The 19185-nt window shown below is 41.3% G+C and carries 21 protein-coding genes; 11 read left to right on the top strand and 10 right to left on the bottom strand.

All coding sequences use genetic code 11. The features are described 5' to 3' along the window. The first annotated feature begins 35 nt into the window (after nt 1-35). The 6 genes from QZ576_RS06905 (at nt 36) to QZ576_RS06880 (ending at nt 6586) form a co-directional block, all read left to right on the top strand. Nucleotides 36-611, top strand: coding sequence for a hypothetical protein (locus QZ576_RS06905; protein WP_297095430.1), 576 nt, complete (start codon nt 36-38; stop codon nt 609-611). Between the two features lie 11 nt (nt 612-622). Beyond that, nucleotides 623-1141: a hypothetical protein gene (locus QZ576_RS06900; RefSeq protein ID WP_297095428.1), complete on the top strand. Its 519-nt coding sequence runs from the start codon at nt 623-625 to the stop codon at nt 1139-1141. After that, a complete protein-coding gene (dapA, locus tag QZ576_RS06895) occupies nt 1138-2019 on the top strand; it encodes a 4-hydroxy-tetrahydrodipicolinate synthase (protein ID WP_297095426.1) in 882 nt (293 codons plus the stop codon). Before QZ576_RS06900 ends, dapA begins: the two co-directional genes overlap by 4 nt. A gap of 74 nt (nt 2020-2093) precedes the next feature. Further along, complete coding sequence (locus tag QZ576_RS06890) at nt 2094-2630, top strand: hypothetical protein (protein WP_297095424.1); 537 nt, start codon at nt 2094-2096, stop codon at nt 2628-2630. A 62-nt stretch (nt 2631-2692) separates the two neighbouring features. Then, nucleotides 2693-5956, top strand: a complete 3264-nt coding sequence (locus QZ576_RS06885) for an exodeoxyribonuclease V subunit beta (protein ID WP_297095422.1) — start codon at nt 2693-2695, stop codon at nt 5954-5956. 201 nt (nt 5957-6157) lie between these two features. Further along, complete coding sequence (locus QZ576_RS06880) at nt 6158-6586, top strand: Rieske (2Fe-2S) protein (RefSeq protein WP_297095421.1); 429 nt, start codon at nt 6158-6160, stop codon at nt 6584-6586. Nucleotides 6587-6592: 6 nt separating this feature from the next. Here QZ576_RS06880 and QZ576_RS06875 read toward each other — a convergent pair whose 3' ends face one another. The 3 genes from QZ576_RS06875 to QZ576_RS06865 all read right to left on the bottom strand — a co-directional run bounded on the left by QZ576_RS06875 (nt 6593) and on the right by QZ576_RS06865 (nt 8737). Continuing rightward, the gene (locus QZ576_RS06875; protein ID WP_297095419.1) at nt 6593-7918 is read right to left on the bottom strand and encodes an alpha-L-fucosidase; all 1326 of its coding nucleotides are present in this window, start codon (nt 7916-7918) and stop codon (nt 6593-6595) included. A gap of 63 nt (nt 7919-7981) precedes the next feature. Further along, the gene (locus tag QZ576_RS06870) at nt 7982-8248 is read right to left on the bottom strand and encodes a cupin domain-containing protein (RefSeq protein ID WP_297095403.1); all 267 of its coding nucleotides are present in this window, start codon (nt 8246-8248) and stop codon (nt 7982-7984) included. Between the two features lie 78 nt (nt 8249-8326). Further along, on the bottom strand, nt 8327-8737 hold the full coding sequence (locus QZ576_RS06865) for a secondary thiamine-phosphate synthase enzyme YjbQ (protein WP_297095402.1): 411 nt from the start codon (nt 8735-8737) through the stop codon (nt 8327-8329). Between the two features lie 188 nt (nt 8738-8925). Between QZ576_RS06865 and QZ576_RS06860 the strand changes: the two genes are divergently transcribed. The 4 genes from QZ576_RS06860 (at nt 8926) to QZ576_RS06845 (ending at nt 11500) form a co-directional block, all read left to right on the top strand. Continuing rightward, nucleotides 8926-9345 carry a hypothetical protein gene (locus QZ576_RS06860; RefSeq protein WP_297095401.1) on the top strand — a complete coding sequence of 140 codons (420 nt, stop codon included), beginning with the start codon at nt 8926-8928 and terminating at the stop codon, nt 9343-9345. Between the two features lie 12 nt (nt 9346-9357). Further along, the gene (locus QZ576_RS06855; protein ID WP_297095400.1) at nt 9358-9726 is read left to right on the top strand and encodes a YccF domain-containing protein; all 369 of its coding nucleotides are present in this window, start codon (nt 9358-9360) and stop codon (nt 9724-9726) included. A 170-nt stretch (nt 9727-9896) separates the two neighbouring features. Continuing rightward, a complete protein-coding gene (locus tag QZ576_RS06850) occupies nt 9897-10664 on the top strand; it encodes a DUF432 domain-containing protein (RefSeq protein WP_297095399.1) in 768 nt (255 codons plus the stop codon). Next, complete coding sequence (locus QZ576_RS06845; RefSeq protein WP_297095398.1) at nt 10664-11500, top strand: mechanosensitive ion channel family protein; 837 nt, start codon at nt 10664-10666, stop codon at nt 11498-11500. Before QZ576_RS06850 ends, QZ576_RS06845 begins: the two co-directional genes overlap by 1 nt. A gap of 2 nt (nt 11501-11502) precedes the next feature. On the opposite strand, the gene QZ576_RS06840 is transcribed toward QZ576_RS06845, so the two are convergent. The 7 genes from QZ576_RS06840 to folP form a co-directional block, all read right to left on the bottom strand. Continuing rightward, nucleotides 11503-12069, bottom strand: a complete 567-nt coding sequence (locus QZ576_RS06840) for a Crp/Fnr family transcriptional regulator (RefSeq protein ID WP_297095397.1) — start codon at nt 12067-12069, stop codon at nt 11503-11505. A 99-nt stretch (nt 12070-12168) separates the two neighbouring features. Next, the gene (locus QZ576_RS06835) at nt 12169-13482 is read right to left on the bottom strand and encodes a pyridoxal phosphate-dependent aminotransferase (protein WP_297095396.1); all 1314 of its coding nucleotides are present in this window, start codon (nt 13480-13482) and stop codon (nt 12169-12171) included. A 197-nt stretch (nt 13483-13679) separates the two neighbouring features. Next, complete coding sequence (locus QZ576_RS06830) at nt 13680-14204, bottom strand: flavodoxin (protein ID WP_297095395.1); 525 nt, start codon at nt 14202-14204, stop codon at nt 13680-13682. 17 nt (nt 14205-14221) lie between these two features. Further along, the gene (locus QZ576_RS06825) at nt 14222-15052 is read right to left on the bottom strand and encodes a prephenate dehydratase (RefSeq protein WP_297095394.1); all 831 of its coding nucleotides are present in this window, start codon (nt 15050-15052) and stop codon (nt 14222-14224) included. 628 nt (nt 15053-15680) lie between these two features. Then, nucleotides 15681-16631, bottom strand: coding sequence for a nitronate monooxygenase family protein (locus tag QZ576_RS06820; RefSeq protein WP_297095393.1), 951 nt, complete (start codon nt 16629-16631; stop codon nt 15681-15683). A 127-nt stretch (nt 16632-16758) separates the two neighbouring features. Beyond that, on the bottom strand, nt 16759-17565 hold the full coding sequence (cdaA, locus tag QZ576_RS06815; RefSeq protein WP_297095392.1) for a diadenylate cyclase CdaA: 807 nt from the start codon (nt 17563-17565) through the stop codon (nt 16759-16761). Next, nucleotides 17565-18443 (bottom strand): dihydropteroate synthase, encoded by an 879-nt coding sequence (gene folP, locus QZ576_RS06810; protein ID WP_297095391.1) that lies wholly within the window; start codon nt 18441-18443, stop codon nt 17565-17567. Before folP ends, cdaA begins: the two co-directional genes overlap by 1 nt. A 191-nt stretch (nt 18444-18634) precedes the next feature. Between folP and QZ576_RS06805 the strand changes: the two genes are divergently transcribed. Next, the gene (locus QZ576_RS06805) at nt 18635-19180 is read left to right on the top strand and encodes a DUF1599 domain-containing protein (RefSeq protein ID WP_297095390.1); all 546 of its coding nucleotides are present in this window, start codon (nt 18635-18637) and stop codon (nt 19178-19180) included. Nucleotides 19181-19185: the final 5 nt, after the last annotated feature.

The raw sequence follows: 19185 nt of genomic DNA, 5'->3' as shown, positions 1-19185 counted from the left end.
AAATTACATTTGAAGCTAAATACGCCGGTTTTAATATGACAAAAACAATTTTTCTTTTATCGATATCATTCCTTTTATCAATTGCCGCCAGTGCCCAAAATGTTATTGAGTGGTCGGCCGACTATCAACTTACCAAAGACGATTTTCAGGCAGAGGCGCCCAACAGCGGACAAATGCAAACGGCCTCGGGAAGTTTTTCCGTGGAATACGAAACGGGCGGTTTAAACCTGGTGATGAACCGTAACCTGAATGAAAATGTATCGTGCCGATTTCAAAAAGATGCTTCGTACATCGACGACGGAACAGAAGAAGCAACAGCGCGTTTATTGCGTTATCAGCAACTGATTTTTAACCTCTACGAAATTCAGGCCCGCAATCTGCGCAAAAAGTTTTTCGAAGAGCGCAAAACGATGCTAACAAAAGGTCCTTCGGAATTACACCAGGAAGTCTATGCGGAACATGCAAAACTACTTTCGCAGGTGGAAAGTGATACGTTTAACGGCACTCTTGATTCGGAAATTGAGAAGTGGATGAAATGGTCGCTGGAAGAACTGGAAAATCTGGGCGATTTTTGTAAAACCTGTAATCCAAAAAAGAAGAAAAGAAAATAAGACACTGCAGCATGGGATTTAAAGAAAAATATGCCTATCGAAAACTTCAGAAACTGGTGGCTGCGCAGCAACGCACACCGGTAATTCCAAATCTTGCTTTACACTCGAAAGTTGGCGTTATCTGGCAACCATCGGAAAAACCTGCCGTGCAGTATCTCCGCGATTATTTTAACCATCACGGGGCAATTTTCCGCGATTACTGCGTTTTCGACAGCGACTCAAATCCGGCAGCCGAAGCCAACTCGTTAATCGTAAACGACCTCAACTGGTGGGGAATTCCGAAACCCGAAAAAGTGAGCGACTTCATCGAAATGGAACTTGACCTGCTTCTTTGTCTGGCTGAAGAAAAAAATTACGCGGTCGATTACATCACGGCTTTATCACGTGCCAAATTCAAAATAGGCAGTTCTGAGTCCGATAATTCCTACTTCGATCTGAATATTAAGATTGACCAAAATAAGGATACAATGTTTTTAGCCGAGCAACAAATTTTCTATCTTGCGCAGCTAAACAACAGTACAGATTCATGAGTCGATATTTCAAAGGCGCAGGGGTAGCGCTAATTACTCCGTTCACAAACAACGATCAGGTTGATTACAAAGCACTTGAAACCATAATCGAAAACCAGGTAAAAGGCGATATGGACTATTTGGTGGCGCTTGGCACAACTGCCGAAACAGCCACTTTAACGCCCGATGAAAAAGCGCACGTAGTTGAACTGGTTAAAGAAAAAGCCAATGGTTTGCCGGTTGTTGTTGGAATGGGCGGTAACGATACCCGTACCATGTGCAACCAAATCGACAATTTTAACTTTGAAGGTATCGACGGAATTTTAGTTGTTACTCCTTTCTACAACAAACCTTCGCAGGAAGGAATGTACCACCATTATCTTGAAGTTGCCAAAGCCAGTCCGGTTCCGATCATTCTTTACAATGTACCTTCGCGTACAGGTGTAAACCTTGATGCAACTACAGTTGGCCGTTTGGCTGAAGCATCGGATAAAATTGTGGCCATTAAAGAAGCGTCGGGCGAACACTCGCAAATGACAAAAATCGGTAAATATACACCCGATGATTTCACGGTTATTTCGGGCGACGACCTGCTGGCGATTACCATTGCTGCCATTGGCGGACAAGGTGTAATTTCAGTTATTGCAAACGCCTACCCTGATAAAGTGAGTCAATTGATTCACCGCACTTTAGCGAACGATTTTGATGGAGCTCGCAAAATTCATTTCGAGTTGATCGAGATGTTCCAATTGCTGTTCCGCGAAGGTAATCCCGGCGGAATTAAAGCATTGATGAATATTCAGGGAATTATCGAAAATAACCTTCGTTTACCGTTGTACAAAATCAGCGACGGACTTTACAACGAGATTAAAGAGCGCCACGAACTGTTAATGAGTTAACAGTTTTTAAGCCCACATTTTTGAATCCCCTGGTAATAAATGGTACTTTTGTATAGCACTATGAAATGAAAGCTATGCGATCAGTTTTAATAATATTCCTACTGTTTTTTGGCCTGCAGGCATTTGCCCAGCAAGGTTTACAAATGGACTTTGGCGAAGTTGATTCGAGCGAAGTGCTAATGCATCGCCAAATTGAATATTATAACCTGATCAATGGTGGAATGAATGACAATTACCTGTTGGATGAATTGCAGCTACCTGAATTCAACATGAACCAATTCTACCAAAGTCGCTATACTTTAGCGCTGGCGTTATTCCCACAATTTGATTATTCCAGCATATCATTTCATGGATCGGATATTGTTTCGCCTTATTATTACAATGCCGAAATGTTGAGTTCGGCCGCCTTCGAATTGGGAGATAAATTTGTGATTGGCGGATACAGCTACGGGGCTAACCTAATTAATACGGCACCCCTACCGAATCAGAATATGGGGTATTTCGATGCCTACGGCTCCACTATGTTTATGCAATACAAAGTTTCAAAGAAATTCAAAATCGAAACCAGCATCAGCATCCAACAAAACCGACAGGGACCACCGGGATTTTAGTCTTGCTTCCTCCACGCAAAATCTTATCTTTAAAAACTGAACTTTAAACTCAGATCACTTTCATGCTTACAGTTTACAAAGCTTCTGCCGGATCGGGAAAAACCTTTCAACTGGTTGTTGAATACCTGAAAATCATCCTCAGCAATCCGTATAATTACAAGCACATTTTGGCAGTAACTTTTACCAACAAGGCCACCAACGAAATGAAAAGCAGGATTCTCGAGCAACTGCATTTGCTGGCCATCGAGAAAGATTCGCCTTATATTGAACCACTACAAAAAGACAATAATTATACCGAGCAATTTATCCGGCAACGGGCCAAAGAAGTGCTGAAAAATATTCTGCACGACTACAATCGTTTCTCCATAAACACCATCGATTCGTTTACGCAAAAAGTGATAAAAGCCTTTAACCGTGAGCTTGGTATTTCGCCTAATTTTACGGTTGAACTTGATAACGATATTCTTTTACAGGAGGCTGCCGATCGGTTGCTGGCGCGAATTAACGATGACAAAGATCTGCTAAAATGGTTGCGCGATTTTAGTAAAGAAAAGATTGAAGCCAACCGTAGTCAGCGCATCGACGACGATATAAAAAACCTGGGAAAAGAACTTTTTAAAGAATCATTCCAGGTGTTTTTCCCCGATGAAGGTGAATCGGTTTATAACCGCGAAAACCTGAATGAATTTGGTAAAGAGTTGCGCCAGATAAAAAGACATTTTGAGAGCACGCTAAAGTCAAAAGGTGAAAATGCAGTGGCCGCCATGGAAGGATTAAACCTTGGACCTGCAGACTTTTCAGGCGGTGCAAGCAGAAGTATTGGTAGCTTTTTTGTTAAGCTCGCCAATGGCCTTCTTCCCAACTTCACACAAACAGTGCGCAATTGTGCTGAAGATATTGAGAAATGGAGTTCGAAAAGCAGTAAACGTCGCGATGAAATACTAGCTGCTGCAGAAACCAGGCTCCAGCCAATGTTAACTGATATCGTACAATATTTCGATACAAACTGGGCAAGATACAACACAGCTCTTGCCGCTCTTAGTCAGCTTCGCATGCTCGGTATTTTAACCGATCTAAAAGTTGAAATACAGAAAATTCAACAGGAAAAAGGAGCCTTGCAACTTTCCGATTCCAACCTTTTGCTAAGCAAAATTATCGGGCAAAGCGATTCGCCTTTTGTGTACGAAAAAATAGGCAACTACTACAAACATTTTATGCTCGATGAGTTTCAGGACACCTCGGGTTTACAATGGAAAAACTTCCGGCCGCTGCTTGAAAACTCGCTGGCAGAAGGAAATGCCAACCTTATTGTGGGCGACGTTAAACAATCGATTTACCGCTGGCGTAACAGCGACTGGAGCATTTTGGCTGAACAACTGGATGCCCAGTTTTCACCGGAACAAAAACAGGATTTTACCCTTGAAAAAAACTGGCGAAGCGATAAAAATATCATCACTTTTAACAATGCCATTTTTGGTGAGTTAAAAACAGCTTTTGAAGATTACCTGATCGGATCGCTTGAAAACCGGGAGGCTTACATTCAAAAGTTCGATCATATTTATTCGTCTTACCAACAGGAAGCCGGAAAAACAAAAGGCGAAGCAACCGGTTTAACACAAATCAATTTCCTACCCAAAGATGATTTTGAAGAAAACGCCACCGAGCAGTTGGTTGAGCAGGTAAAATACTTGCAAGATCAAGGAATTAAAGCCAAAGACATTGCCATTTTAATCCGGAAGAACAAAGAGGGAGGCCCGATTATAGAAGCCTTTTTAGCGGCTGCCAAAATCGACGAAAATAAAAAGTACAACCTTTCAGTACTGTCTAACGAATCGTTGTTTTTGCATGCCTCAAAAGCGGTTTTGTTTGTGATAAACACCATCGAGCTACTCATCGATCCGGAGAATAAAATCACGCAAGCTACTTTGCTACACCTGTGGCAAAGCTGGTTAAAACCCGGATTAAAAACCATGGGCATACCAGTTCATTCAAACAACGGACAGAGTCTGCTTGATTTTAATGATTACAGCGACTGGCATCTGCAACCCGGTTTTGACGAAGAGTTTGCATCGGAATTAACAGGTAAACTCGAACAGGTAAAACGAAAGGTAATGCTTACCTCGCTCGATGAAACGATCACACATATTTGTTCGCTTTTTGGTTTGTTTAATTTTGAATCGGAATTGCCATTTCTGCAAACACTGATAGACAAAGCGGGCGAATTAAAAATATCGTTGTCGAACGATTTGTCGAACCTGTTGTACTGGTGGAATGAAAAAGGCAGCAATACATCGGTAAATGTAAACGAAGAAGTAAGTTCAATCCGCCTGATGACCGTTCACAAATCAAAAGGACTGGAGTTTAAAGCTGTTCTGCTCCCCTACCTCGACTGGAAAACCAGCTGGAGTGGCACAACGGCACCTTTACTTTGGTGCAAGCCACAATCTGAGCCGTTTAATAAATTCCCGTTGCTACCGATTCAGGTGGGTAAACACATGGAAACATCGGAATTTGCGCCCATGTATTTCGAGGAAAAGATGAATTATTACATCGACACGCTAAACCTGGTTTATGTAGCTTTTACACGTGCCGCCTCGGTGTTGATTGCCAACTGCCCCATGCCAAAAGAGAGCAAGAATAATTCAGGTTCGGGCAAGCCAATACATTATTTATTGCATAAAGCACTGACCAACCAGAGCAAACAAGAGGAATTTGCCGATTGTTTTAACGAAGAACAGGATTGTTTTGAATTTGGCAAAATTGACCTGCAGCAAAAAGATGACGACGATCAGAAAGCCATTCTGATCAAACAATACAACTTTAACGATATCTCAGATAAGATAAGTTTGCGATTAAATGGCGATGACTTTTTAATTGAGAACGAGCAGCAGCATTCAGTAAAAAATACGGGTAAGATCATTCACGACATTTTATCCGAAATTGTTTTGGCCGACGATGCCAACGCCGCTTGTTTACAGGCACTGCACGACGGCAAAGTATCAAAAGCGGAGTTTGATGAAATTCAAGAAAGCCTGCGAAACAACCTGCAACTTCCGGAAGTTAAAAAGTGGTTTGATGGCAGTTACGAAGTACTGAATGAACGCGACCTGCTGACTTCGGACAAACTACTTCGCCCCGACCGGATTATGTTTTCGGGCGACGAAGCAATAGTTGTTGACTACAAAACCGGTGAAAGACAAGACAAGTATTTGTACCAGGTAAAAGAGTATGCCAAAGTTTTGCAAAACACCGGCTTTAAGAAGGTGACTGGTTTTTTGTGGTATTTGCACACCGGCGAGCTGGAAAAAGTATGTGACCTCAACTAGTAATTAAGTCAAGTAGGTAACTTCGTTTCGTCATGCTGAATTTAGTTCAGCATCTTTTAAATAATAGAGATTCCGAATCAAGTTCGGAATGACGTATCTGAAATTCACGATTTTAAATTAACATCTAATTCTGCATCCTTCATTTTCGAACAATAAAATACATTTTGGTGTTTATAAGTTCAAACAACCGGTAAAACGATTATGGAAAGAAAAGAATTCATCAAAAAGTTTGCTTATGGCGGCAGTATTCTATTGACTGCTCCTGCAATTTTAAGTGCCTGTTCCAGTAGCGATGACGATTTTGTGCCGAACGATCCAGATGAGCCGAATACCGACGTAACTATAGATCTTACAAGCTCTACTTATGAGGATTTGGGTACAATTGGTGGCTATGCGTACTCAGGAAATATTATGATCTTCCGAACGGGTGAAAACACCTATCTGGCACTATCGAAAGTATGCACGCACGAAGGTTGCACAGTGGCTTACAATCATGACAACGGCAATATTCTCTGCCCATGTCATTCCTCGCGTTTTACAACCAGTGGTGCCGTAATAAACGGACCGGCACCCACCAGCCTGAAAAAATATAACGTGCAGAAAGACGGCGATATACTTACGATTAGTTAAAGTGTTTTAGTTACTCTCAATCACTTGTCCCTGCTCACGGTAAAGGTCCACTTTTCCGTCGAGAAGAACTGCAATTACTGTAACCTGCTCGTCCAATACTTTTTCCGGTACGTCAATATAAACAATACCAGGAACAGCACTCCAGTATTGTTTCATTTTTACATCCCAGTTTAACTTGGTACCGTTACCAACTACCCATATCCGGTTGATCTTATTTTTAATTCCTTTCAACACCAGCGAACCGTTTGGTTTATGTGGAACAAATAGATAAAGAATATCTCCGGTTTTATTCAGCGCAGTTGGCCCGTAATAATGTTCGTAAGGGATTCCGGCCTGTGTTCCATAAATGGCTTCTGCATGTTTGTTAGTCCAGCGGCCCAGTTCTTTTAATATCTCAACCTGCTCTTCCGGAATCGAACCATCTGGTTTTGGACCGATATCCAGTAGAAGGTTTCCACCTTTGTTTATGCAATCAACCAAAATACGAATAACCTGGTTCGGCGTTTTGTAATTGTGGTCGTTGTGCTGATATCCCCAACTGTCGTTCATGGTCATGCACAACTCCCAATAAGGAGCATTGGGGCGTGTTATCGGCAATCCCTGTTCGGGTGTTGCATAATCACCATAGCCTTGAATCCGGCTGTTCAGAATCACATCTTTATTCCATTTTCGCAGTGACTCGCTCAACTCTTTTGCTTTCCATTTTTCTGCCGATTGCTCCCAATCGCCATCAAACCAATACAAATCGGGTTTAAACTGTTTCGACAACTCTTCTAACTGACAAAAGTTAAAGTCGACAAATTTTGCCCAGCGAAGCGAGTCATTTTCGTAACGTTTAATTTTCCGTGTTTTGTTCGGATAATCAGGGTGCGACCAGTCGAGCAACGAATAGTATAAACCAACTTTTAAATCGTTTTTGCGAAGTGCTTTTACAAAAGGCGCCACCAAATCTTTTCCGGCAGGTGTTTTGTCCACCACATTTAAATCACCGCACTTGGTATCCCAAAGTGCCACTCCATCATGATGTTTTGTGGTAAGAACAGCATATTTGGCACCACTTTCGGCAATCAGTTCAGCCCATTGTTCCGGATCATATTTATCAGCAGTAAATCCGGCCAATTGATTCATGTAATCGTCGTACGAAATGTAGTCGTTAAAAAACGACCAGCTCTCATCAATTCCGTTTACCGAATAAATTCCCCAGTGGATAAAAATGCCCAGTTTAGCATCGCCAAACCACTGCATCCGTTTCTGAGTTTCTTTACTAATTTTCTGGGAGTTTGCACCAAGTGACGCGATGATTGCCACCACTAATAATAAGATCTTTCGCATAGGATTTAAATCAATAGTTAGTCCGGATGCAAACTTTGTAAAATATTTAAAAAGCAAATATGATTATTCACAGGAATAGTGCATTTCTATTTCGTCCTCAACGTCCCAAACACACTCCAACCCTTTTGGTAAGGTAACAAAATCCCCTGCACGCACGGTTATCGCCTCAAACTCGGTTGTTATATCTGCCTCCCCCTCGACAATATAACACAACTCTGTTTCCTCGTAATACCAGTCGATTTTTTCTTCACCGAGTTTACGAACAGGCCAATCAAATACTCCCTCTTCCTGCAATTCTTCTTCAGAATAGTTGTCAACAGAAATTTTCATGTATCATAAATTTTATTCTAAAGTAAATTTAAAATAAAAGTGTAAATAAAACACCATCTTTTATATTTGAAAATAACATTAACTATAAACAGTAAGAACCACCCTTCGGGCGCCGCCATAATCGCGAAATTCGCCAAAATAAATTCCCTGCCAGGTACCTAAATTTAAACGATGTCGGGTAATCGGAATCGTAACTTCGGCACCAATTACCGACGATTTTAAATGTGCCGGCATATCATCGGCTCCTTCGTAAGTGTGCACATAAACCGGATCATTCTCCGGGATCATTTTATTGATAAAATTCTCGAAATCGGTACGCACGGTCGGGTCGGCATTTTCATTCAAAGTAATTCCGGCCGATGTGTGTTTTACCAAAATATGCAACAAACCTTTCTCGGGTAAATTGGGCAACTGCTCTTCAATTAAACGGGTAATTAAATGGTATCCGCGCCTAAATGCGGGAAGTGTTATTTCTTTCTGTTCAATCATAATTCTGCTTTCAATTCAAAAGCTTAAAAGTAAAAAGTATTTACCAACTGCAGAAACAATTATTCCTGTTCAATCCCTAATATTTAACGCTCGTCTGTAATTATCGGCGTTTTACCTTTTTCGCAAGGCAGAAAAACCGATGAAATAAGTAATTTAGTTCTGATTTGATACACAAATAAAAGAAAACGATGAACTCAACATTACTCTTTGCAGGACTGGCCGTTGGTATTTTACTTTTATCTGTGTTGGTAATTATCCTTATCAAACAAAATAAAGCAGGAATGTATAGCGCAAATAATCAACTGGCTTCGAAGGCGATGGCACGGGGAATTGCCATTGGTTATGCCATTGGAATGGGCCCGGGAATTGCGCTGGGCGTTGCGCTCGATAATATCGGACTTGGAATTGCGCTGGGAGCCGGAATTGGAATATCGATTGGAGTGGCACTTGGCGAGAGTTTTAAAAAGAAAGAATTGGCCAAAACAAATCAGAAAATCAAGAGACAAACAATATCAGAGCAAACTGCAATGCCAAAAATTATAGTGCTTTTACTTGCGCTATTCTTATTTCTGTTGCTGGGCTTGCTTTTTTTCACGAAAATGAATTAACAATTATAACAAATGAAAATTTTAGGAAACTTAATTTGGTTAATATTTGGTGGTTTTGCCATCTTTTTGGAATACATGTTGGCTGGTATCGCACTTTGCATCACAATCGTCGGAATCCCCTTTGGTATTCAATCGTTTAAACTGGGCATACTCGCACTTTGGCCTTTCGGGCAAAAAATTGAATACATGGATTATGCTCCGGGCTGTTTGTCAACCATCATGAATATTATTTGGTTATTTATTGGTGGAATATGGATCATGCTAACCCACGTACTTTTTGGCCTTCTATTGGGTATTACTATTATTGGAATTCCATGGGCAAAACAACACTTTAAAATGGCGTCGCTGGCATTAACTCCTTTTGGCAGAAGAATTGTATAAACCGGATCATATCGGTTAATTTGCTCAGCAATCTCAAACAATCGATAGTTTTTCAGGTTATATTAAAACAAAATAAAATCTATAGAAATCAGTCCGGCAATGCCGGATTTTTTTCAACATATGATTTTTCAGACCAAAAAATTGGTAATTTTATTTATCAAAATCTGACTATGGAGAAAGTATCTATATACGGTAAAAAACAACTCACCCCGGGCGAAAGCGACTTAATCGACTACAGCTTCTTTACGCTGGGAATTAAGCGCAACGACGAAGGATGGTACCTAAAATCGTTTGATAATATAGACGGAGAGGAAATCGATTCGAACGAAATTGTTGACGGGACTTATTACCACTCCGGAAAATCGAATAAACTGATTTTGGCTCCTGCTTTGCCTGCAAAACCAATGGTTTTTAAAAGCAGCCAGATAGTAATTTCGCCCAAACAGCGATTAACTTTTTTTGTAAAGATTCCGCTGATACTTCAGGTATACTCCAGTAAAAAGCAAGACGAAAATCTGCTTGCAGAATTTCCATTGCAACAGATTTCGAACACCTGGTTTGGCGAACCGGTAAACGGCGAAGTTGCTTTTGCGCTGGAATCTGATCACTTTCTCGATTTTAAAACAATTGAAGATGATGAGCGATTTGCCATTTGCCCCATCACCATTTTTAATAACGACAATGCGGCTCTTGAGATCGAACGATTGATTATTCGTGTTGATCAGATGAATTTGGTTAAATTTAGCAATCATCTCGTAACCAGCCAGGTGAAACTGGAATACAGAGGCAAGGATCATTTGAGTTCGGTAAATTATGGTTTCGCAAAAGCTTTTCACGGCGAAAACCATGATATCGTTGCCAAGCCACGAAATCCGGAAGGTAAAAGCCTGTTAAAAATTAATTTCCATTTTATTAAAAACATTTATCGTTCTGAATAATGAAATTTGACTTCTCGAAATATTTTAATGCAGCAAACTTTGAAAAGTTAATGTGGGCCGTGCTAATCCTGGTAGTAGGAACTGCATTGATCTACTTTTTGGCATCCGTTGTAAAAAAAGTGCTTCCTAAGTCGCTTTCGCAGCAACGAAAAATGATCATTCAGCGCCTTATTTATTATTCGGGCTTCCTGTTACTGACATTCATTATTCTTGCCCAGTTAAATATCAGTCTGGCTCCATTCTTTGGCGCGGCGGGTGTTATCGGACTGGTAGTTGGTGTGGCCTCGCAAACCAGTATTGGCAATATTGTAAGCGGTTTTTTCCTTGTCGGAGAAAAGTCGTTCGAGATTGGCGATGTGATAAAAGTTGGCGATAAAGCCGGTGTTGTATTTAGCATCGATCTACTATCCATTAAAATACGAACATTTGACAACCAACTATTGCGAATTCCAAATCAGACCATTATTTCCACTGAGCTGATAAATGTGACGCGCTTCCCTATCCGTCGCCTCGATTTTAACGTTAGCGTGGCCTATAAAGAAGATCTGGCAAAAGTTAAAACGCTGCTGGAAGAGGTGGCAAAAGCAAATCCTTTGAGTTTAGACGAGCCTGAACCACTCATCGTTTTTAAAGATTTTGGTGCCAGTGGTATTGATATTCTGCTGGGAGTTTGGTTCGAAAAACAGAATTACCTAAAAGTGAAAAACTCAATTTTCCAGGAAATAAAAGCCCGTTTTGATGCTGAAGGAATTGAAATTCCGTTCCCGCATGTTACATTATATACCGGCGAAGCCACAAAGCCTTTCCCGGTAATGAACACAACAGGCAAAAAATAAACCTACAGTTTATATAAAATCCGGGTTAAAATGTTTCGGTGAATACCGAGATAAGAAGCAATGTGCTGGCGTTGTAATTTCTGTGCCAGCTCAGGATATTCCACAAAGAATTTACGGATTCGTTGCTCTGCATTCAGCGATTGAAACGAGTGAATACGATCCATTGCCTGGATGTAACTTTCTTCGGCAAGAATACGCACCGTGCGTTCAAACTTATGATTCTCATCGAGTAAAGTTTTGAACTCATCCTTTTCAATAAAGATCAAGCGCGAATCTTCGTAAGCACGAATGGCCTCGGTAGAATCTTTACCTAGTACAAATCCTCGATGATTGCTTACAATAAAGTTGTTGGGAGGAAAGAAAAAACGTGATACCCACTCAGTACCACTGTCGGATAGATACGAGGCGTAAAGCAGACCATCAAGCAAAATACCCAGCTTTTTGTTCTTCTCGCCGTAATCAATAAATAATTCGCCCTTTTTTAGCACCACCGGTTCATTCTTCAAATTGAACGTATCAATCAGGCTCAGGGTATGCTCGAATCGGGAAATTATCTTTTGTCTATCCATTCCTTTCTAATCTTCTTCTATCATTTCGAGGAGAAACGGAGAGAAATCTATTTCAAACAGATTTCTCTCTCGCTGCCCGCTTTCAAAATGACAAAAAGTTTATTTTGAAAAATTCTCGTTAAACAATTTCAGGCGCTCTTCGAGGTCGCCAAACTGATGCGGCAACACAAACGAAACACAAGCGCGAATACCTTCTTCGTCGCTACCGGTATTATCGAGTGCGATGGCACTAATTCCGTAGAAAAGCAAGTTGGCGACCAACTCATTTCCTGTCATTCCCGGATAACCGATCGTGAAATAAAAACCGTCGGCAATCGGTACGCCCAAATCGTTCTCGTACACCACCTTAAAACCATTTTCAAGAAAAAGGCGTTTCATTTCTTTGGCACGTTCACCATAGGCTTTTACGCCCTCAACGAAATTAAATTCGCCATCGTTGGCTGCTTTAAACATGGCAGCTAGTGCCCATTGTGCCGAATGGCTGGTACCCGACGAAAGCGAATACAATAAGCGCAAAGTAATGGTAGCTCCAAAGGTTGTTCCTTTAAAACGCTCCTGCAAATCGGGATAATCGCGGCTAAACAATTTATCAGAAATTGCCATTATGCCAATTCGCTGTCCGGCATAAGAAAATATCTTCGAACTGCTGATAAACAGTATGTAATTATCGGTGTAATGAGCTACAGACGGAGGATAAGGCGCTTCGCCCGGTTTCGAGAAATCGGTGCGGAAATCCATACCGAAATAAGCCAGATCTTCCATAACGATAACATCGTATTTATTAGCTAATTCGCCAATAATCTTCAGTTCCTCCTCGTTGAAACAGATCCACGCCGGGTTGTTCGGGTTCGAATAAACAATGGAATTGATGTTTCCTTTTTCAAGGTACGATTCCAGTTTTTCCTTCAGTTTTTCACCTCGGTAATTAAATACATCAAAGGTTTCAAACTTCTGGCCGAGCACCATCATTTGCTGTTTCTGCACCGGAAATCCGGGATCGATAAACAAAACGGTGTCTTTCTTTTTATCGCAGTTACCGGCCGCCATAAAAGCAGCGTAAGTTCCCTGCATCGATCCGGTAGTTGGAATACATCCAGCAGGCGCCACATCAACATTCAAAAAGTTTTTAATGAATTTTGATGATTCTTCCTTCACTGGTTTTATTCCGTCAACCATCGGGTAAATGGCCGACACACCACGATCGAGCGCATCTTTTTCGGCTTCAACACCAACTTTTGCCGGCGGTAAACCGGGAACACCCATTTCCATGCGAACGTATTTAAAATCGCTGGCTTCTTCAACAAGGTTTACCAAGGCCACAACTTCGCGAATGGATGCTTTGCCAATATCGGGGATGCGCAATTGCGCTATCTTTTCTTCAACAAGTTTTTTGTCGAGAGGTGAATTGTTCATACTAATAAGTTCAACGTTTTGAGTTCAGAGTTGTCAGCCACAATCTTCGTGGGCTATTTCATTTTTTCTGAGCTCTACACTCACATTTTTTTAACACAGAGTTACACGGAGAAGTCACTGAGTTACACAAAGAATAAAAGTCTCAGTCGCAGTTTTCAGTATCACTATCTCATTGTGCTCCAGTCTCTGCAAGGTCTTTAAAATCCGAAGTCGGGTTTAATTTGCTCAACCCACGCTGTTACACGTTCGTCGGTCATTTCCGGCTCAAAATCTTCGTCAAGCGGCAAACCAATAAATTTACCATCAACAACAGCGTCAGATTCTTCGAACTCGTAACCTTCAGTTTCAACCGGACCAACCAAAACAGCATCGTTTTTCATGAGCTCTTTACCCAGCAAACCAATGTGATCAACAAAAGCATGCGCGTAAGTAACGTGATCGCCCAAACCAAAAACAGCTACTGTTTTATTGCTGTAATCCACCTTCGAAATTTCGGGTAAGAATTTTCCCCAGTCGTTGGTTGAATATTCCGAATCCCAGGTGTCTTTTCCAACAGTTGAAAGACCAAAAATTATTTTATCGTATTTTTCCAGATCGGCAGCCGAAGCATTTTTAACTGCTACCATCTCCACTTTATCTTCGCCAATTAGCTCTTTTATTTTGTCTGCCACGCGGTTTACTGATCCACCTTCAGGACCGTAAAAAATTGCTATTTTACTCATATCTTGTAGTTTTAGTTTTATTCATTATGTAGGTTTCCTTTTTGATATTCGCCCAAAATCGACAGGCTCGATGCACATTTCAGCACCTGATGAATTGCCTTATCGTAGTTTTCGGGTTTTTCCCATTCAATATCAACATGGAACGTATATTCGTTGGGTTTACCAATTTTTGGCACCGATTGAATCTTGGTCAGGTTAATCTCATTTTTGGCAAAAGTATTTAACACGGCTGCCAACGATCCGTAAAAGTGTCCAACCTCAAAACATACCGATGCTTTATTGCTTCCCTCGGTTGGGTTGCCGTGTTTCGACAAAATCCAAAAGCGGGTGTAATTTTTCTTATTGGTTTCAATTCCTGTGTCCAGAACATTCAATCCATATAATTCTGCCGAGCGCAAGTTTGCAATCGATGCAGCATCTTTAAGGTTATTATCCGACACCAGTTTCGACGACGCTGCCGTATCCAGTTTTTCGTGCAATTGTGCATTCGGATAATTGTGCTCGATGTATTCCATACACTGGCGCAAGGCAATGGGGTGCGAGTGAATATCCTTGATATCCTCCGATTTCACACCCTCGTTCACCAGTAAATTCATTTGAATATGAATGTAAATCTCGCCAATAATGCGCAAATGATAATCGCGTATCAGCTGGTAATTATTCAATAAACTACCGGCAATGGAGTTTTCAATGGCCATAACGGCAAAATCCACCTGGTCGTTATCAATCATATCGCATACGGTAGTAAATGTCTTACACTCAACCACCTCTATGTCTTCGTCAAAATATCGTCGGGCCGCATCCTCGTGAAAAGAGCCGGCTATTCCTTGAATTGCTATCCGTTTCATTAAATTCTTTTAAGCAGACCAAATATACGAATTATGCGAGAAGTGAAAGGGTTTCGGCGCAGAATGCCTTTAAAATTTAAAGAACAATCGTCATAATTCCCGAAATTGTTTTTGCAACACTTTGTGAATCTGACATTCGGCATTTAAGGGGAGCCTGAAACAAGGGTTGAACTAAATGTATTGAAGATATACAATAACATTTTGGTCACTAATTTGGAGTTTTCGTAGATGTACAAAACCGTCAAAGGCATCAATTTAGTTGTTTCGTAGCAGTTTGCTACCATCAAAAGAATCACTAAACTGCTTTCGTTGTTGTTTGAAAGCTCCTCCGTCTTCACAAAACTACTTTCGTAGTGCTACAACGGCACTTTTGTCACTACAAAACTACTTTCGTAGTGTTACAACGGCGCTTTTGTGGCGACAAAACACCTTTCGAATCGGGACAGAGGGGCTTTAGTCACCACCAGGAAGGTTCCGCAGGTTTACAACAGCAAACTGGTTATCATTTTATTTCTACCACAGAGTTGCGCAGAAAAGTCACAGAATTTCGCCGAGACAAAAAGTCTCAGTCACAGTTTTCAGGCGCAAATTGCAATTTAACAGTTTTACAATTTAACAATCATCACCATTAAAACTCAAACCGTCCCTGCCCCGAAGCTTTTTGGGCAGCTTCATAGGCAGCAATAATTTCATTCATGATTTCTGCAACCGGCCTGATTTGATTTAACTGTGCCGAAACCTGCCCAATTTCCAGTTCGCCCTCATCTAGGTCGCCTTCAAAGATTCCTTTCTTTGCGCGGCCACGACCAAGTAATTCGGCCATTGCTTCCGGTGTTTGCCCTGCTTTTTCGGCTTCGTCAACCTGGTTAAAAAAGCTATTCTTGATTAATCGTACCGGTGCCAGTTTTTTTAAGGCCAGTTTTGTTCCTCCTTCGCCCAGTTCAGTAATCAACTTCTTAAAATCTGGGTGTGCCGACGATTCTTCCGAAACGGCAAATGCAGATCCGATTTGAACACCATCTGCACCTAACACCATTGCGGCCAACATGGCCTCGCCGGATCCTATTCCTCCGGCTGCCAGCAAAGGCAAATTGGTAGCTTTTCGCACCGATGGAATTAATGTCATCGTAGTAGTTTCTTCGCGGCCATTGTGGCCACCGGCTTCAAAACCTTCGGCAACAATCGCATCAACACCGGCGGCCTCGCACTTTCCTGCAAAAAAAGAGCTCGACACTACGTGCGCCACCGTAATTCCTTTGTCTTTTAACCAGCCCGTCCATTTTTTAGGACTACCGGCCGATGTAAAAACCACAGGTACTTCGTGAGCCGCAATTATGTCCATTATGCGTTCGGTTTCGGGATACATTAAAGGTACGTTAACACCAAAAGATTTATCGGTTGCCGCCTTCATCTTTATGATGTGCTCCTCCAGCGTTTCGGGGTGCATCGATCCGGCACCAATCAGTCCCAGTCCTCCGCTGTTACTTACCGCCGAAGCCAGTTTCCAACCCGAACACCAAACCATTCCCCCTTGAATTACGGGGTATTTTATATTGAATAAATTACAAATTCGATTCATATTTTCTTTTCGAAATAATTAAAATACTGAAACTACAATTAAACACCTTGCTCAACGATTTTACAGTCGCAGAGGTTCAAAAGAATAGTGCTAAAAAATATAGGAGTGATTCGCTTATTCCCTGAAACTACTTTTTATGACCGGCAGTCTCGTCATCTTCAATGATGTTTTCTTCCAGAATTTGCACGAGCGTTTCTTTTGATAAACGCCGTTTAATTTCACCTTTTTGTGCTACCGAAACCGATCCTCTTTCTTCCGACACAACGATACACAAAGCATCGGTATTTTCGGTCATACCAACCGCCGCGCGGTGGCGAAGCCCAAGAGCTTTGTCCAGCTCTTTTTGCGTTAACGGAAGAATACAACCGGCAGCTACAATACGGTTTCCTTTAATAATTATGGCACCGTCGTGCAGAGGCGAGTTTTTGAAAAATATAGTGCGAATAAGTGCCGACGAGATTTTTGCATTGATCTTTTCGCCGGTATTGATCTGGTCGTTTAATTCCGATTCCTTTGCCACAACAATCAGCGCCCCTGTTTTTGTCTTTCCCATCGACTGGCAGGCATCAACAATATTATCAATCTGTTGCTGATTAATGCTCTTCGGTCTCCCCTGCGTAAACAATTTATCGAGCATCAGGATTTTATTAACGTTATAATTGGTTCCAATAAACAGCAGGAACTTTCGTATTTCGGGGTGAAAAACAATTATAAGCGCAATGGCACCAACACCAATAAAATATCCCATTATCGAGCCAAGCAGCTCCATGTTGAGCGCTTTCACCGTTAACCAAACCAGGTACAACGAAAACAGCCCGATAACAATATTAAAAGCTACCGTTCCTTTTATGAGACGGTAAAGTTGGTAGAGCAAAAATGCCACCAGCAAAATATCGAGAATATCAAGAAATCGTATGGTTATAAATGCCAGCATTAAATGATTGTAGCTTTAATTTCACAAAATATTTTTACGGCCTCAACAGCTTCTTTTACGTCGTGTACGCGCAAAATGTCGGCCCCGCCCATTAATGCCAGGGTGTTGGCCACAGTTGTGCCATTTAGTGCCGTTTCGGGTTTGGCGTCAAGTGCTTTCCAAATCATCGATTTACGGCTTAATCCCACCATTACCGGAAGTTGATACACTTTAAACGCATCAAGTTTATTTAATAACTCATAATTATGGTCGAGTGTTTTCCCGAATCCAAAACCGGGATCGAGAATCACTTCTTTTACGCCCAGTTTATTGAGCTTTTTTACACGCTCGGCAAAATACTGCGCCACTTCACGAATCAGGTCGTCGTATTGCGGATCTTCCTGCATATTCAGCGGCGTTCCTTTTATGTGCGACAAAATGTATGGAACCTGCAATTTTGCAACAGTTTCAAACATATTACTATCAAGCGAACCTCCCGAAATATCGTTAATGATTATTGGCCCCACCTCATCGATCACACGCACTGCCACCCACGAACGAAAAGTATCGACCGAAAGTGCTACCTCGGGGAAAGCTTTATGAATGGCCTGTACAGCCGGTAAAAGACGCGCCAGTTCTTCTTTCGTTGAAACAGTTTTCGATCCGGGACGAGTGGAAACCGCTCCCACATCGATAATTCCGGCACCATCGGCAACCATTTTCTCAACGGCTTTTAGCATGGTAGCTTCTTCTTCCATTTTTCCACCATCGAAAAACGAATCGGGTGTAATATTCACAATTCCGGCAACTACCGGAATGGATAAATCAACTTCTTTTTCGCCGAGATGTAGTATACTGTTTCGTTTAAGGAACTTACCCGCAGACTGCGTAATCAACATAAGAACTGGGCTTTTATGTTTAACAAATCATTAACTATCTATTAATTGTCGTTAACTACAAATGTAGAATAAAACAGGCCAAATTTGCCATTTTTTAATACTTTTATCGGGCAATTTTAGCATACAAAAATATACAGAACTTAGCGAATTGAGCACAATTGGCTCAACAAGAAGAAAAAAGACACAGAATAATGGACAAAACAAACCAGCAATACGACCAGGTAATTTCAATATGCCGTAATATATTTTCGAAGAAAATGACCGATTACGGAACAGCATGGCGAATATTGCGTCCTACCTCACTCACCGACCAAATTTATATTAAGGCACAGCGCATACGAAGCATTGAAGAAAAAGGTGTTACCAAAGTTGACGAAGGCGTAAAACCCGAATTCATTGGTATAATTAACTACTGCATTATGGGGCTTATCCAGCTGGAACTGGGCCCATCAGATCAGGAAGTACCCAACGAAAAAATTCAGGAGCTTTACGACAAATATTTTAACGAGGCCAAAACGCTGATGATGGATAAAAACCACGATTATGGCGAGGCCTGGCGAAATATGCGCATCAGTTCGTACACCGATCTGATTTTAATGAAAATACAACGCACAAAACAAATAGAAGACAATCAAGGGAAAACACTTATTTCGGAAGGAATTGATGCCAACTACATGGATATGATCAATTATTCTGTGTTTGCCATGATTAAAATTGAATTTGAAAACAAAGTATAAACTCA

Source organism: uncultured Draconibacterium sp., from assembly GCF_913060805.1.
Taxonomy (GTDB): domain Bacteria; phylum Bacteroidota; class Bacteroidia; order Bacteroidales; family Prolixibacteraceae; genus Draconibacterium.
Note: the sequence above shows the minus strand (reverse complement) of the source record. Positions and strands in the feature narration are given on the sequence as shown.